Raw genomic sequence first — 14,440 nt, 5'->3', positions numbered from 1 at the left:
CCCCATGGCTAAGACCGGTACGACGACCCAGGGGCTGCGCGCGGCGATCGAGCGCAGTGGCTATTACCCGACCCTCGTGGCCGAGGCGGTGCAGGCCGCGGTGGGCGGCGAACCGGTCGTGTCGTACCTCGTCCACCAGGAGACGACCTTCGACGCGAACGAGGTCCGCCGCCATGTCACGGTCCTGGTCCTGACCGGCACCCGCTTCATCGTCAGCCACACCGACGAGCAGGCCGCCGATGCCACCAGCCCCTCGCCGTACGCCACCACCTCCACCGAGTCCGTCAAGCTCGGCCGGATCTCCTCGGTCGTGCTCAGCCGCGTGGTCGCCAACCCCGAGTCGTACACCCCGGGCCAGCTGCCCCGGGAGGTCGTCCTCACCATCGGCTGGGGCGCCGTCGCCCGCCTGGACCTGGAGCCCGCCAGCTGCGGCGACCCCAACTGCGAGGCGGACCACGGCTATACGGGCTCCTCCACCGCCGACGACCTCTCGCTGCGGGTCAGCGAGGCGGGCGACGGCCCGGACTCGGTGCGCGAAACACTCGCCTTCGCCCAGGCGCTCTCCGAGGCCACCGCGGCCACCACCAGCTCCCGCTGATGGTGCACACGGCCCCCGCCTGGCCCGAACCAGCACCCCTCGACCCGCTCACCGCCCCGGTTCCGCAGTACGGCACCGGCTCGCTCGCCGACCTGCTGCCCACCATCACCGCAGGCCAGGGGCTGCGCGAGCTCGCCACCGGAATGGACCTGGCCCCCGCCGACCGGGCCTGCGTCTTCCTCATCGACGGCCTCGGCTGGGAACTGCTGCGCGCCCACCCGCAGGAGGCGCCGTTCCTCACCTCCCTCCTGGGCAGCTCGTTCAACGGCACCGGCCGCCCGCTCACCGCCGGCTTCCCCGCCACCACCGCCACCTCCCTCGCCTCGGTCGGCACCGGCCTGCCACCGGGCGCCCACGGCCTGGCCGGCTACACCTGCGAGGACCCGGCCACCGGCGCGCTGATGAACCAGCTGCGCTGGCGCCCGTGGACCGACCCGTACGTCTGGCAGCCCCACCCGACGGTCTTCCAGCTGGCCGACGCCGCGGGCATCCACACCTGCCAGGTCTCCGCGCCGGACTTCGAGCACACCCCGCTCACCAAGGTGGCGCTCAGCGGCGGCACCTTCCACGGCCGGCTCTCCGGCGAGGAGCGGATGGACCTCGCCGCCGAGCAGCTCGCCGCCGGCGACCGCTCGCTGGTCTACACGTACTACTCCGAGGTCGACGGCAAGGGACACCGCTACGGCGTCGACTCCGATGCCTGGCGCGGCCAGCTGATGTACGTCGACCGGCTCGCCCAGCGGCTGGCCGAGCAGCTGCCGCCGCGCAGCGCCCTGTACATCACCGCCGATCACGGCATGATCGACATCCCCTTCGACCCCGAGTCCCGGATCGACTTCGACGAGGACTGGGAACTGGGCGCCGGAGTACGCCTGTTGGGCGGCGAGGCCCGGGCCCGGCATGTGTACGCACATCCGGGTGCGGCCGCCGATGTGCTCGCCATCTGGCGCGAGGTGCTCGGCGAGCAGATGTGGGTCGCCGGCCGCGAAGAGGCCATCGCCGCCGGGTGGTTCGGCCCGCACGTCGACGACCGGGTGCGCGGCCGGATCGGTGACGTGGTGGCGGTCGCGCACGCCGACATGGCGGTCATTGCCTCCGAACGCGAGCCGGGGGAGTCGTCGATGGTCGGACTGCACGGCTCGATGACCCCGTCGGAGCAGCTGGTGCCCCTCCTGGAAGTCCGTACCTGACCCCTCAGGCCTTTGCCCGCCCTTTTCCCACGAGCCCGAAAGGCCCGCGACTTCCCATGCCCGAGCTGGCGTTCTTCTCCGGAACGATGGACTGCGGAAAGAGCACCCTCGCTCTGCAGATCGAGCACAACCGCTCGGCCCGCGGACTGCAGGGGCTGATATTCAGCCGCAACGACCGGGCCGGGCACGGCAAGCTCTCCTCCCGCCTGGGCCTGGTCACCGAGGCCGTCGAGGCCGCGGACGGGATGGACTTCTACAGCCACATCGTCGGCCTGCTCTCCTCCGGCGGCCGGGTCGACTACGTCATCGCCGACGAGGCGCAGTTCCTCGCCCCCGAACAGGTCGACCAGCTCGCCCGCGTCGTGGACGACCTCGGCCTGGACGTCTTCGCATTCGGCATCACCACCGACTTCCGCAGCAAGCTCTTCCCCGGATCCCAGCGCCTGGTGGAACTCGCCGACCGGATAGAGGTGTTGCAGGTCGAGGCGCTGTGCTGGTGCGGTGCCCGTGCCACGCACAATGCCCGTACCGTCGACGGCCGGATGGTCGTGGAGGGCGCGCAGGTCGTCGTCGGCGATGTCGCCGGCCGTGATGTGGCGCGCTCGCAGGCCGAGGTCGGCTATGAGGTGCTCTGCCGGCGTCATCACCGCCGTATGCAGACCTCCGCCACCGCCCACGCGGCCGCGCTCTCCCCGGACGTCCTGCCGGTCGACGCGCCCCGTCAGCCCGCGCCGGTGCGGGCAGTCAGCGCTTCTGAATGATCGTGAACGAGGCGCCTTCGCTGTCGGCCACCGTCGCCAGTCGGCCGTGTGCGGAATCCTGCGCCGGGCGCAGCACCCGCCCGCCCAGTTCGGTGACCCGGCGCACCGCGGCGTCGGTGTCCGGGACCGCGAAGTACGTCATCCAGTACGGGCCCCGGTCGCGCAGCGGGGCGTTGCCCACGCCATGGATGCCGGCCACCGGATGTCCCTTGATGTGCAGCGTCAGATAGTCGAAGTCGGCCGGGCCCACGGCCTCCGACTCGAAGCCGAAGACCCGTTCGTAGAACGGCTCGACCACGGCGGTCTCCTGGGTGACCAGTTCGTTCCACACCGGAGTGCCCGGCTCGCCGCTGACGGCGGTGCCCATCATCGACCTGCCCTGCCAGATGCCGAAGATCGCGCCCTGGGGGTCGGAGCCGATCGCCATACGCCCCGCGTCCTCCGCGTCGAGCGGCCCGACGCCCACCGTCCCGCCGCAGGAACGGATCTGCTCGGCGGTGGCATCGGCGTCGTCGCTCGCCAGATAAGTGGTCCAGGCGACGGGAAGATGGCGGTCGGGGGCCAGCTCGCCGACTCCGGCGACTTCCTGCCCGTCCAGGTAGGCACGGGCGTACGGACCGAAGTGCTGCGGCCCCGGGCGGAACTCCCAGCCGAAGAGCGCGCCGTAGAACTCCTGCGTCGCGGACAGGCTGTGTGCCAGGAGGCTCACCCAGCAGGGCGCGCCGGGCATCCGCCGAGTCGCTGCCTCGGTCGTCATCGTCAGTTACTCCTCGGAGCATCAAGGTGCTGGCCATTAGGGGTACGGGCGCGGGTCCCGAGCAGATGCTCGCACCCTGTGACCTGCTGTGCGCCCCGGCCGCGCCGTCCTTGGCGCGTTCGCGAGGGAGAATGCCCGTTTTGCTGGTTTGCATCCGTTTCGGTGGCGGAGTCAACTCGCTCAACTCCGTCATACGGAGGGTGGGATCCTGCCTTCTGTACGTAGCCATCGCTACGCAAGGATGAGTCCCATGAATGCCATCATCACCGCTACCGAACTCGCGAGCGAGTTGGCGGGGGCCGACGCCCCGGTGCTCCTCGACGTCCGCTACCAGCTCGGCGGTCCGCCCGGCCGCCCCCAGTACGAGGCCGGCCATGTGCCCGGCGCGGTCTATGTCGACCTAGACGGCGAGCTGGCCTCGCCCCCCGGCCCGGCCGGCCGCCACCCGCTTCCCGATCTCGCCGTCTTCGGCGAGGCCATGCGGGGGGCCGGGGTGACCGCGGACCGTGGCGTGGTCGCCTACGACGGCGGTCAGGGCTGGGCCGCGGCACGCGCCTGGTGGCTGTTGCGCTGGTCGGGTCACCCCGACGTCCGCGTACTCGACGGCGGCCTCGCCGCATGGCAGGCGTCCGGCGGGGTCATGAGTGTCGACAAAGTGACTCCGCCGCGCGGTGACTTCACACCCGCACCGGGGGCGCTGCCGCTGCTGACGGCGGACGAAGCGGCCTCTTTGGCGCACCGGGGCGTCCTCCTCGACGCACGGGCCGCCGAGCGCTACCGGGGCGAGGTGGAGCCCATCGACCGTGTCGCCGGCCATATCCCCGGCGCCGTGTCCGCCCCGACGACCGAGAACGTCGTCGAGGGCGGCACCACCTTCCGCGACGCATCGGAGCTGGCCAAGCGGTTCGCCGCGCTGGGTGCCACCGACGATGCCGAGGTAGGTGTCTACTGCGGCTCCGGTGTCTCCGCCGCCCACCAGGTGCTCGCGCTGGCGGTGGCGGGCATCCCCGCTGCGCTCTACGTCGGCTCCTGGAGCGAATGGTCCGGCGACCCCTCCCGCCCGGTGGCCACCGGCCCGCAGCCGGGCTGAGCCCGCCCGGGGCCCGTACACGCCCTGACAGCACGCCGCCCGCCCCCTGGAGGCCAGGGGGCGGGCGGCACGATTCCGGGTGCTACTCGGGCTTCTTGCGCCGGGTGCCGAAGACGATCTCGTCCCAGCTCGGCACCGCGGCCCGGCGGCCCGGCCGTACGCCGTCCGCCTCCGCCTGCCGGTCCGTCGTCCCGGTCAGCCGGTCACGGTGCCCGGCCACCGCCCGCGGCATCAGGACATCGGCGTACGCGGAACCCGCGCCCGCGCTCGCCGCCGGGGCGGCCGGCTCCTCCAGCTCTTCCTCCGCCGCCTCCTCGTCCTGCGGCGGTTTGGCGGTCTCCGGCACGACCATGTCGCCGCGGAAGCTCGGCACCGCCTCCAGGAGGCTGGTCAGCGAGTCCCGCTCCCGTTCGCGCTCACCGGCGGCTTCCTCCGCGACCCGCGGCCCGGCCTCCTCGCCCGACTGCGCAGCCCGCTCCGCCCGCTCGCCGCGGTCCGGCATCTGACGGTCCAGGGCGCGGTCCAGCGGCCGGTCGCGCGGCAGCCGCGCGATACGGGGCACGAACGGGAAGCTCGGCTCGGGCGTGTCGTCGCTCTCGCCGATCAGCGCCCGCGCCTCGTCGTCCACGGCCTGTACGAGCCGCCGCGGCGGGTCGTACGTCCAGCTCGCGGAGTGCGGCTCGGCCGCGACGCGGTAGACCAGCAGCACCTCCCAGGTGCCGTCGTCCCGCCGCCAGGAGTCCCACTGGACGCTGTCCTTCTCGGCGCCGCGCAGCAGCAGCCGCTCCGCGACCGCCTCACCGAGCTGTGGGCCGGTGTTCTCGCCGGGACGCCGTACGGGAGTCTTACGGGCCCGCTCGGCCATGAACGCGCGCTCCGCCAGGACCGGCCCCTCGAAGCGGCGCACCCGGTCGACAGGGATGCCGGCGAGCTGGGCGACCTCCTCCGCGGAGGACCCGGCACGTATCCGCGCCTGGATGTCCCGCGGGCGCAGGTGGCTCTCGACCTCGATCTCGATCTGGCCCAGCCGTGCGCGGTCGTTGCGGACCGCGGCGCGCAGCCGCTCGTCGATCGGAAGCGTGTACTCGGTGCTGTCCGCAGCTTTGAGCACCAGCCGTGTGCCGTCGTTGGAGACGGCCACGACACGCAGTTCGGGCATGGGGACCTCCCGGGTGGTGCCTGCCGACGTCACGTGCGTCGCTGCTTCCGCTAGTCGAGTGTGGCCTGCCCGGGTGCAGCCTGCCACAATGCCTGGCGTGTCGAGGCTTGGCCCTCAAACGCCGTTATGACACGGTTACCAGTTTGCAACGCCCGGTGACCATGCCGTGTGCCCGGTGACCGATCACCCGTGCCGAGCGACGGCGCCTCGAGGCGAGTGCCGCCTTCAGGGCCCCTCCCGCGGATCCGGGCAGCCGGACGGGATCCCGGGCCAGGGCTCGCCACAGTACTCCATTTGGGCCACTGAAGTGGACCGCCGCGCCGCTGAAGTTCTGGTGCGGCAACGGAGTTGGGTCGCCTTGTCGATCTCTCTATCGCTGTCACGGGTGACGTGAGGGTGGCGTGATTCACAGAATCTTCAAAAACGGAACTATCCACTTCGCCAAAAGGTCACTTCTCCGTGCAAGGTGGAAGGAAGGGGCTATCAAAGGTGGGAGATGGACGAAGAAACCGAAACCGGCAGTAAGAAGAAGGGGAAGCGGATCGACCTGAGCATCGCCCAGGTCGCGAGCAGTGCTCTCGCGGCGGCCGTTGCCGCGTATCTGGCGGGGCAGCTCGGTGTCTACGGAACCATCATCGGCGCGGGTGTGGTCAGTGTCGTGGCCACGACCGGCGGCTCGATATTCCAGCATCTGTTCCGGCGCACCGGCGAGCAGCTCAAGGAGGCGACGGTCACCACCCGGCCGAAGCCGCGCCGCTCCCCTTCCACCGATCCTCGATCCACAACCGGGGCGGCGGCCCGCACGATGGTGCTGCCGACCTTCGACAAACAGGGCGAGCCGGACGGCGTCACCGCCGTCGCCGCCAAGACACCCGGTCCCGGCACGGACCGCACCCGACTGCTTCCGCAGGCCACCCAGGCATACCGCCGCGACCCCGCGGGCGCGCACCCCGCGTCGGGGTCCGCCCGGGCGACGCGGCCGCTGCGGCCCGCCGAAGCCGCCCGCAGCGGCCGGCCCACCGACCGGACACAGCTGGTGCCGCGACTGGACGAGCGCACCATGGCGCTGGGGCAGGCGGCTCCGCTTGAGGCCGTCACCACCGCCGTACTGCCCGGTGCCGGTCAGGCCGGGCGCACCGGTCAGGCCGGGCGCACCGGGCGGCCCGAGGAGGTCAGCGCCGCGACCTACGGCACGCGGCTGCGCGGCTGGAAGCGGCCGGCGCTCGGCGCACTCGCCGTCTTCGTGCTCGCCATGGGCGGCGTCACCGCCATGGAAGGAATCTCCGGGCACACGCCGAGCGGCCAGAAGGGCACCACGCTGAGCAACCTCACCGGCACCGGCACCGCCGGCCGGCCTCAGCCCAGCGGCCCCCGGTCGCCGGACCCGGGCCACTCCACCGGCAACGGCACGCACAAGGGCGGCACCGGCGAGCCGACCCCGGACCCCAGCGGCACCGGCAGCGGTACGCAGTCGCCGACGCCGACCCCGTCCGACGGCGGCAAGAGCTCGCCGGACTCCGAGACGTCCCCGTCGACCGAGCCGTCTCCGGGGCACTCTTCCGGCAGCGAGACGGGCGGCGACAGCGGCGACGGTCCGGCCGACGGCCAGGGCGGGCAGTCGAACCCGGACGACGCCGAGCAGCAGCAGGCTCCGCAGCCCGACGCCCCCTGAACCGACGCGGACCCCGAACGGCCGCGACCCGGCAGCCCCGCCTCGGGGTGGGTGCCGGATCGCGGCCGTAGGCGTCAGTCGCCCAGGACGCGCCGCAGGTAGCCGTTGGCGAACCGGCGCTCGGGATCCAGCCGGTCGCGCAGCGCGGTGAACTCACCGAACCGGGGATAGACGTCGGCAAGGTAGTCGGCGTCGCGGGTGTGCAGCTTCCCCCAGTGCGGGCGGCCGCCGTGCGCCGTCATGATCCGCTCGGCGGCCGCGAAATACGCCTCGTGCGGCGTACCGCGGTACATGTGCACGGCGAGGTACACGGTCTCCCGGCCGGATGCGGTCGACAGCGGGATGTCGTCGGCCGGGGCGGTACGTACCTCCACCGGGAAGCTGACGCGGAAGTCCGAGCGCTCGACCAGCGCCTTCAGCTCACCCAGCGCCGTGACGGCGGCCTCCCGCGGCAGCGCGTACTCCATCTCCAGGAACCGCACCCGCCGCGGCGAGGTGAACACCTTGTAGGGGATGTCGGTGTACGTACGGGCCGACAGCGCGCGGCTGGAGATCTTGGCGATGCCGGGTATCGCGGCGGGTATGGCGCGTCCGACGCTGCAGGCGACCTGGAAGACGCCGTTGGACAGCAGCTCGTCCTCGACCCAGCCGCTGATCTTTCCGGGCGGCGCGGCCGGGCCCTGGCTGCGGTTGTTGCGCTTGGTGTTGCAGCTGCCGGTGTGCGGGAACCAGTAGAACTCGAAGTGCTCGTTCTCGGCGACGAGCTCGTCGAACCGGCCGGTCACCTCGTCGAAAGGCATCGGCTCCTCACGGGCGGTCAGCAAGAACTCCGGCTCCACGGCGAAGGTCAGTTCGGTGACGACGCCCAGCGCGCCCAGGCCCAGCCGCGCCGCGTCGAAGACCTCCGGGTTCTCCTTGGCGGAGCAGGCCAGGACCGAGCCGTCGGCGGTGACCAGTTCCAGGCCGGTGATCTGGGCCGCGGTCGATGCCGAGTCACGGCCGGTGCCGTGGGTGCCGGTGCTGGTGGCTCCCGAGACGGTCTGCTCCATGATGTCGCCCATGTTGGTCAGCGACAGCCCATGTGCCGACAGCGTCTCGTTGAGGCGCTTGAGGGGGGTACCCGCGGCCACCGTCACCGTGCCCGCCGCGCGGTCGACCTTCCGTACGCCGGTCAGCCGCTCGGGGCGGATCAGCAGCCCGTCGGTGGCGGCCGCCGCGGTGAAGGAGTGACCGGTGCCGGCCGCCTTCACTGTCAGTCCGTCAGCGGCGGCGGTGCGCACGGCGGCCGCCAGCTCCTCGGTACTCGCCGGGGCCACGCTCCGGGCGGGCCGGGCGGTGACGTTGCCCGCCCAGTTACGCCACGGCCCACTGGGACCGCGCCCTCCCGAGCCGCCTACGGCGTTGCTGGCTGCCATGCTGACGTCCCCTCCCTCCGCGCGGGCAGGCCGAGTTCGGCCGCCGTTGGTGTCAGCGCATGATGTCAGTCACTGAAGCGACATCCAGGCGGGGTGACGGGAATCACATGATCAAGGAACCGGCCGGAATCGCCCGGCTCCGGGACATGTCGTACCGCCGGTAACAGGAAAGGCGGGGCGGGGGATTCGGAGGGGGGTGACGGGTTCGCTGATGGACCAGAGGGGGCGACGGCTTCGTCGATGGTCCAGAGGGGTGCGCGCCGGTTCCACCACCGGCCATCCAGCAGGACGTTCCGCTCCCGACCATGGACCGGAGAGCCACGCCCGTCCCCCTCCCTCCGTACGCCAGCGCCTACCCGACCGTCTCGTCGTCCAGCCGCGCGGGGACGGGGGCCGACCCGGCGACCGGGGCGCCCGGTTCCGGTGGGGTCGGTTGGGGGCGCAGGCGGCGGTAGCCCGCGAACGCGACCAGGGCGGCCAGTACGCCGGCGGTGCCCGGTACCAGATAGGCGCGGGCGGCTCCGGCGGCGTCGACGACCCACCCGGCCGCCGAGGAGCCGAGCGCGACGCCGACCGCGAGACCGGTGCTCGTCCACGTCATGCCCTCGGTCAGTTTCGACCGCGGCACGTGCTCTTCGACCAGCGCCATGGTGGTCACCATCGTCGGCGCGATGGACAGCCCGGCGACGAACAGTGCGAGCGCCAGCAGCGGCAGCGAGCCCACCAGTTGGAGCGGCAGCATGCTCACGGCCATCGCGCAGACCCCCACCACCCAGCGGCGGGACGGATGCCCCTTGAGATGCAGCAGCCCGAAGACCGCGCCGGCCACACACGAGCCGAGCGCATAGACCGCCAGCACCAGGCTGGCGGCGGACTTGTGGCCCACCTCCTCGGCGAACGCGACGGTCACCACATCGATCGCCCCGAAGATCGCCCCCGTCGCCACAAACGTCACCACCAGCACCTGCAGTCCCCGCGAACGCAGCGCGGAGCCCTTGGCGTGCTGCTCGCGCGGATGCGGCACCGGTTCCGTACGGCGCTGCGCGGTCAGCCAGAAGACCCCGGCCGCCAGGAAGAGCGCGGCCAGCAGCGGCCCGGCCTCCGGGAACCACGCTGTGGACAGCCCGATGGACAGGATCGGGCCGAAGATGAAGCACGTCTCGTCGACGATGGACTCCCACGAGTACGCGGTGTGCAGCGTGCGCGGCGAGCCCTGGTAGATCTCCGCCCAGCGCGCCCGGACCATCGAGCCCACGCTCGGCACACAGCCCGCACACCCCGCGAACACGAACAGTGTCCAGTCCGCCCAGCGCTGCTGCGTGCTGAGCAGCAGACCGGCGACCGCGGCGAGCGAGACCAGGGTGGCAGGGCGCAGCACCCGGCGCTGGCCGTGCCGGTCCACCAGCCGGGATATCTGCGGGCCGATGACGGCGGCCGACAGCGCGATGGTTGCGGACAGCGCCCCGGCCAGGCCGTAACGGCCGGTCAGCTGGGACACCATCGTGACGATGCCGATGCCCATCATCGACAGCGGCATCCGGCCCAGCAGTCCGGCGGCGGAGAAGGACTTGGTGCCGGGGCGGCCGAATATGGCGCGGTAGGGACTGGGCAACAGGGGTGCTCCGCCGGGTCAGGACCGAGGTTCGGTGAGGAAAAGTGGAACGGTGGGCGATACAGCCGGTAAGGAATGACTGACGCCGATACAGCTTACGGGCGGTGCGGGGTCGGCCGCCTCCCGGTTTCTCCGTCACCGTCCCCCGGTGCTGCGTCCACCCCGCCGCTCAGGGGGTCTGCCCGCCGCGGCGGCGGCAGGGGTGGCAGGATCGTTGACATGCCCGACCAGTGCGATCCCCGCCCTTATGACGCCCTGCTGTTGCTGTCCTTCGGAGGCCCCGAAGGGCCCGACGACGTTGTCCCGTTCCTGGAGAACGTCACCCGCGGCCGCGGCATTCCTCGTGAGCGCCTCAAGGAGGTGGGTCAGCACTACTTCCTGTTCGGCGGCGTCAGCCCCATCAACGCCCAGAACCGAGAGCTCCTGGACGCGCTCCGCAAGGACTTCACCGAACACGGCCTGGACCTGCCGGTCTACTGGGGCAACCGCAACTGGGCGCCCTATCTGACCGACACCCTGCGCACCATGGTCACCGACGGCCACCGCCGTATCGCCGTCCTGGCGACCAGCGCCTACGCCTCGTACTCCGGTTGCCGGCAGTACCGCGAGAACCTCGCCGACGCGCTCGCCGCCCTCCAGGCCGAGGGGCTGCCCGTACCGCAGGTCGACAAGCTCCGGCACTACTTCAACCACCCCGGTTTCGTCCGCCCGATGATCGACGGCGTACTGGCCTCGCTCGCCGAACTGCCCCAGGACGCACGCCAGGGCGCACACCTCGCCTTCACCACGCACTCCATCCCCACGGCCGCCGCCGACACCTCCGGGATCCCTGCGGAGCACACCCGGGACGGCGAGGGCGGCGCCTACGTCGCCCAGCACCTGGACGTCGCGCGCGAGATCGCCGCCGCCGTACACGCGGAGACCGGTGTGCAGCACCCCTGGCGGCTCGTCTACCAGTCCCGCAGCGGCGCACCGCACATCCCCTGGCTGGAGCCGGACATCTGCGACCACCTGGAGGAGGTGCAGGCCGCGGGCGCCTCCGCCGTCGTCATGGCCCCCATCGGCTTCGTCTCCGACCACATGGAGGTCAAGTACGACCTCGACACCGAGGCCACCGCCAAGGCGGCCGAGCTGGGGCTGCCGGTCGTCAGGTCGGCCACCGTCGGCGCCGATCCGCGGTTCGCCGCGGCCGTACGCGACCTCCTCCTGGAGCGCGCGGCCACCGAGCGGGGCCGCTCCCCGGAGCGCTGCGCCCTGGGTGCCCTCGGAGCCTCGCACGACCTGTGCCCCGTCGGCTGCTGCCCCGCCCGCACACCGCGCCCGGCCGCCGCCGGCGCCGACTGGCAGGGCCCGGTCGCACAGGCCCCGGCGTAAGCACCGGCACGCCCCGCCGAAGCGCCCGCGCCCTCCCGTACGCCCCCCGATCACCGCTCGCCCGAGCAAGGAGCAACGTGCCCGACCCGCTGCACCCCGACGTCCAGACCGACGCCCTCTACGACGAACTCCTCGAGCTGGCCCTGGAGGCCGCCCGCCGGGCAGGGACGCTCCTGCGCGACGGCCGGCCCGCCGACCTGGCCGTCGCCGCCACCAAGACCAGCCCCATCGACGTCGTCACCGAGATGGACATCGCCTCCGAGAAGCTGATCACCGGCTTCATCGCCGAGCACCGCCCCGACGACGGCTTCCTGGGGGAGGAGGGCGTCAGCATCGACGGCACCAGCGGCGTCCGCTGGGTCATCGACCCCGTCGACGGCACCGTCAACTATCTCTACGACCTGCCCTCCTGGGCGGTGTCCATCGCGGCCGAGAAGGACGGCGAGACGGTCGTCGGCGTCGTGGCCGCCCCGGTGCGCGGCGAGACCTACCAGGCCGTACGGGGCCGCGGCGCATTCCGCAACGGCGAGCGCATCCGCCACCGGCCCGCGCCGCCGCTGTCCCAGGCGCTGGTCGGTACCGGCTTCGGCTACCTCGCCGAGCGCCGCGCCGCCCAGGCCGAGGTGGTGCGCACGCTGCTGCCGCAGGTCCGCGACATCCGGCGCGGCGGCTCGGCCGCGATCGACCTGTGCGATGTGGCCTGCGGGCGGCTGGACGCCTACTACGAGCGCGGCCTCAACCCCTGGGACCTGGCAGCCGGCGTGCTGATCGCCCAGGAGGCGGGCGCGCTCACCGGGGGCCGCCCCGGGCAGGCCGCCTCCGGCGAGCTCACCGTGGCCGGCTCCCCGGCCCTCTTCGGGGAGCTGCAGCCGCTCCTGGACGGGCTCGGCGCCTGGCACGACTGAAACCCGCCGACGGTTCCCGCAGACACGCCGACGGGCACCGCAGACACACAAGAGCGCCCCGGCACCAGCCCTGCGGTGCCGGGGCGCCCTCGTCGTGGGCGGCCGGAAGGTCAGGCGCGGCTCGCCGCGCCGACCTCCACGCCATGCTCGGTGGCCAGACGCTGCAAGTCCTCCAGCTCTGCCTGCTCGACCTCGGCGAGGAAGTCGTCGCCCGACTCACGGGCCCTGTCCAGATCGGCTTCGGTGCTCTTTATACGCTGCAGAATGCCTGCGGTGAACGCGTCCATGGTGCGCCCCCTCGTCGTGGGTCGGTGGCACGGGGGTGTGCCGACGGGCGGGTCGATCACGGCGTGGTCCCTGCGGTGGATCACGCGTCGCAAGACGCCAACAGGGCGTGATCGCGGGTGTGCAGACGTCCTCCCCACCGCAAACCTCACGGAAACCTCCACCCGTCCAGGAATCTGGCTCATCGGGCATCCGGCACCCGTCGGCCACCCGCCTGCCACCCGCCCGCCATCCGGCCTCCACCCCTCCGCACCCGTCTTACCGCCGGTTTATGGCTCTTCGGGGCAGGATGGAAGGGCTCTGAGAGACTGTTGTGCTGCCCAAAAGGGCCCTGAGGAAGGACTAGCGACGTGCGTGTACTCGTCGTCGAGGACGAGCAGCTGCTCGCCGATGCGGTGGCCACCGGACTACGCCGGGAGGCCATGGCTGTCGACGTGGTCTACGACGGCGCCGCCGCCCTGGAGCGGATCGCGGTCAACGACTACGACGTCGTCGTCCTCGACCGCGACCTGCCGCTGGTGCACGGCGACGATGTCTGCCGCAAGATCGTGGAGCTGGGCATGCCCACCCGGGTCCTGATGCTCACCGCCTCCGGTGACGTCAGCGACCGTGTGGAGGGCCTGGAGATCGGCGCGGACGACTACCTTCCCAAGCCGTTCGCGTTCACCGAGCTGACCGCCCGGGTGCGTGCCCTGGGACGCCGTACGACGGTCGCCCTGCCGCCCGTCCTGGAGCGGGCCGGCATCAAGCTCGACCCCAACCGCCGCGAGGTCTTCCGCGACGGCAAGGAGGTCCAGCTCGCGCCGAAGGAGTTCGCGGTGCTGGAGGTGCTGATGCGCAGCGAGGGCACGGTCGTCTCGGCCGAGCAGCTTCTGGAGAAGGCCTGGGACGAGAACACCGACCCGTTCACCAACGTCGTCCGCGTCACGGTCATGACGCTGCGCCGCAAGCTCGGCGAGCCCGCGGTGATCGTCACGGTCCCCGGCTCGGGATACCGGATCTGACCGGCGATGCCTTCCCTGCCGTCCTTCTCCAAGGCGCACACGCCGCCTCCGGGAACCCCACCGAAACCCACCTGGGACCCCAAACCGGTCAACGTCCGGCCGTTCCCCTGGCTGCGCCCCACGATCCGGATACGGCTGACGCTGCTGTACGGCGGCATGTTCCTGATGGCCGGCATCGTGCTGCTGACGATCATCTACATGCTGGCCGCGAACACCCTGAGCACGGGCAACCAGCTTCCGTTCAAGTTCGTGGACGCGGTCGGTCTGCGCCTCGACAGCACCACCTGCCCCGGGCTGACCTCCGCCGTCGAGGTCGACCAGCTCAACAGCCTGGTCGCCGAGTGCCTCCAGCACCAGCGGGCCTTCGCCCTGAACACGCTGCTCAACCGCTCTCTCCTGGCCCTCCTGGGCCTGACCGTCGTCGCGTTCGCCTTCGGCTATGCGATGGCGGGGCGGGTGCTGTCGCCGCTGGGGCGGATCACCCGTACCGCGCAGCGGGTGGCCGGTTCGGATCTGCACCGCCGGATCGAGCTGGGCGGCCCGGATGACGAGCTCAAGGAGCTGGCCGACACCTTCGACGAGATGCTGGACCGGCTGGACCGGGCCTTCGAGTCGCAG

14 protein-coding genes are annotated in these 14,440 nt (G+C 72.0%); 9 read left to right on the top strand and 5 right to left on the bottom strand.

Annotated elements, in window-relative coordinates:
• Window positions 1–4 precede the first annotated feature (4 nt).
• Genes AB0D04_RS16740 through AB0D04_RS16730 form a run of 3 tightly spaced genes read left to right on the top strand, consistent with a single transcriptional unit; the run spans window position 5 to window position 2,549 of the window.
• Window positions 5–598: a DUF5998 family protein gene (locus tag AB0D04_RS16740; protein WP_362703460.1), complete on the top strand. Its 594-nt coding sequence runs from the start codon at window positions 5–7 to the stop codon at window positions 596–598.
• Window positions 598–1,788 carry a nucleotide pyrophosphatase/phosphodiesterase family protein gene (locus AB0D04_RS16735; RefSeq protein ID WP_362703458.1) on the top strand — a complete coding sequence of 397 codons (1,191 nt, stop codon included), beginning with the start codon at window positions 598–600 and terminating at the stop codon, window positions 1,786–1,788. Before AB0D04_RS16740 ends, AB0D04_RS16735 begins: the two co-directional genes overlap by 1 nt.
• 56 nt (window positions 1,789–1,844) lie before the next feature.
• Window positions 1,845–2,549, top strand: coding sequence for a thymidine kinase (locus tag AB0D04_RS16730; protein ID WP_362703456.1), 705 nt, complete (start codon window positions 1,845–1,847; stop codon window positions 2,547–2,549).
• Here AB0D04_RS16730 and AB0D04_RS16725 read toward each other — a convergent pair.
• Window positions 2,533–3,306, bottom strand: coding sequence for a VOC family protein (locus AB0D04_RS16725; RefSeq protein WP_362703455.1), 774 nt, complete (start codon window positions 3,304–3,306; stop codon window positions 2,533–2,535). The two genes, AB0D04_RS16730 and AB0D04_RS16725, sit on opposite strands and share 17 nt — an antisense overlap.
• A 250-nt stretch (window positions 3,307–3,556) precedes the next feature.
• Between AB0D04_RS16725 and AB0D04_RS16720 the strand changes: the two genes are divergently transcribed.
• Window positions 3,557–4,396 carry a sulfurtransferase gene (locus AB0D04_RS16720; RefSeq protein ID WP_362703454.1) on the top strand — a complete coding sequence of 280 codons (840 nt, stop codon included), beginning with the start codon at window positions 3,557–3,559 and terminating at the stop codon, window positions 4,394–4,396.
• 82 nt (window positions 4,397–4,478) lie between these two features.
• Here the strand turns inward: AB0D04_RS16720 and sepH are convergent, their stop codons facing one another.
• Complete coding sequence (gene sepH / locus AB0D04_RS16715) at window positions 4,479–5,555, bottom strand: septation protein SepH (protein WP_362703452.1); 1,077 nt, start codon at window positions 5,553–5,555, stop codon at window positions 4,479–4,481.
• Between the two features lie 496 nt (window positions 5,556–6,051).
• Here sepH and AB0D04_RS16710 point away from each other — a divergent pair, with 496 nt between their 5' ends.
• A complete protein-coding gene (locus AB0D04_RS16710; RefSeq protein ID WP_362703450.1) occupies window positions 6,052–7,227 on the top strand; it encodes a hypothetical protein in 1,176 nt (391 codons plus the stop codon).
• Between the two features lie 74 nt (window positions 7,228–7,301).
• Here AB0D04_RS16710 and AB0D04_RS16705 read toward each other — a convergent pair whose 3' ends face one another.
• Both AB0D04_RS16705 and AB0D04_RS16700 read right to left on the bottom strand, forming a co-directional pair.
• Window positions 7,302–8,642: a D-arabinono-1,4-lactone oxidase gene (locus AB0D04_RS16705; RefSeq protein WP_362703449.1), complete on the bottom strand. Its 1,341-nt coding sequence runs from the start codon at window positions 8,640–8,642 to the stop codon at window positions 7,302–7,304.
• Window positions 8,643–8,994: 352 nt separating this feature from the next.
• Complete coding sequence (locus tag AB0D04_RS16700; RefSeq protein WP_362703448.1) at window positions 8,995–10,254, bottom strand: MFS transporter; 1,260 nt, start codon at window positions 10,252–10,254, stop codon at window positions 8,995–8,997.
• 219 nt (window positions 10,255–10,473) lie between these two features.
• On the opposite strand from AB0D04_RS16700, the gene AB0D04_RS16695 reads away from it, so the two are divergent.
• Both AB0D04_RS16695 and AB0D04_RS16690 read left to right on the top strand, forming a co-directional pair.
• Window positions 10,474–11,628, top strand: coding sequence for a ferrochelatase (locus AB0D04_RS16695; RefSeq protein ID WP_362703447.1), 1,155 nt, complete (start codon window positions 10,474–10,476; stop codon window positions 11,626–11,628).
• 77 nt (window positions 11,629–11,705) lie between these two features.
• Complete coding sequence (locus AB0D04_RS16690; RefSeq protein ID WP_362703446.1) at window positions 11,706–12,533, top strand: inositol monophosphatase family protein; 828 nt, start codon at window positions 11,706–11,708, stop codon at window positions 12,531–12,533.
• Between the two features lie 110 nt (window positions 12,534–12,643).
• Here AB0D04_RS16690 and AB0D04_RS16685 read toward each other — a convergent pair whose 3' ends face one another.
• On the bottom strand, window positions 12,644–12,820 hold the full coding sequence (locus tag AB0D04_RS16685) for a hypothetical protein (RefSeq protein WP_362703445.1): 177 nt from the start codon (window positions 12,818–12,820) through the stop codon (window positions 12,644–12,646).
• Window positions 12,821–13,168: 348 nt separating this feature from the next.
• Between AB0D04_RS16685 and AB0D04_RS16680 the strand changes: the two genes are divergently transcribed.
• Both AB0D04_RS16680 and AB0D04_RS16675 read left to right on the top strand, forming a co-directional pair.
• Window positions 13,169–13,822 (top strand): response regulator transcription factor, encoded by a 654-nt coding sequence (locus AB0D04_RS16680; protein WP_030062975.1) that lies wholly within the window; start codon window positions 13,169–13,171, stop codon window positions 13,820–13,822.
• 6 nt (window positions 13,823–13,828) lie between these two features.
• On the top strand, window positions 13,829–14,440 hold a 612-nt coding region (locus AB0D04_RS16675), incomplete at its 3' end, for a HAMP domain-containing protein (RefSeq protein ID WP_362703443.1).

The organism is Streptomyces sp. NPDC048483 (genome assembly GCF_040651455.1).
GTDB lineage: Bacteria > Actinomycetota > Actinomycetes > Streptomycetales > Streptomycetaceae > Streptomyces.
Note: the sequence above shows the minus strand (reverse complement) of the source record. Positions and strands in the feature narration are given on the sequence as shown.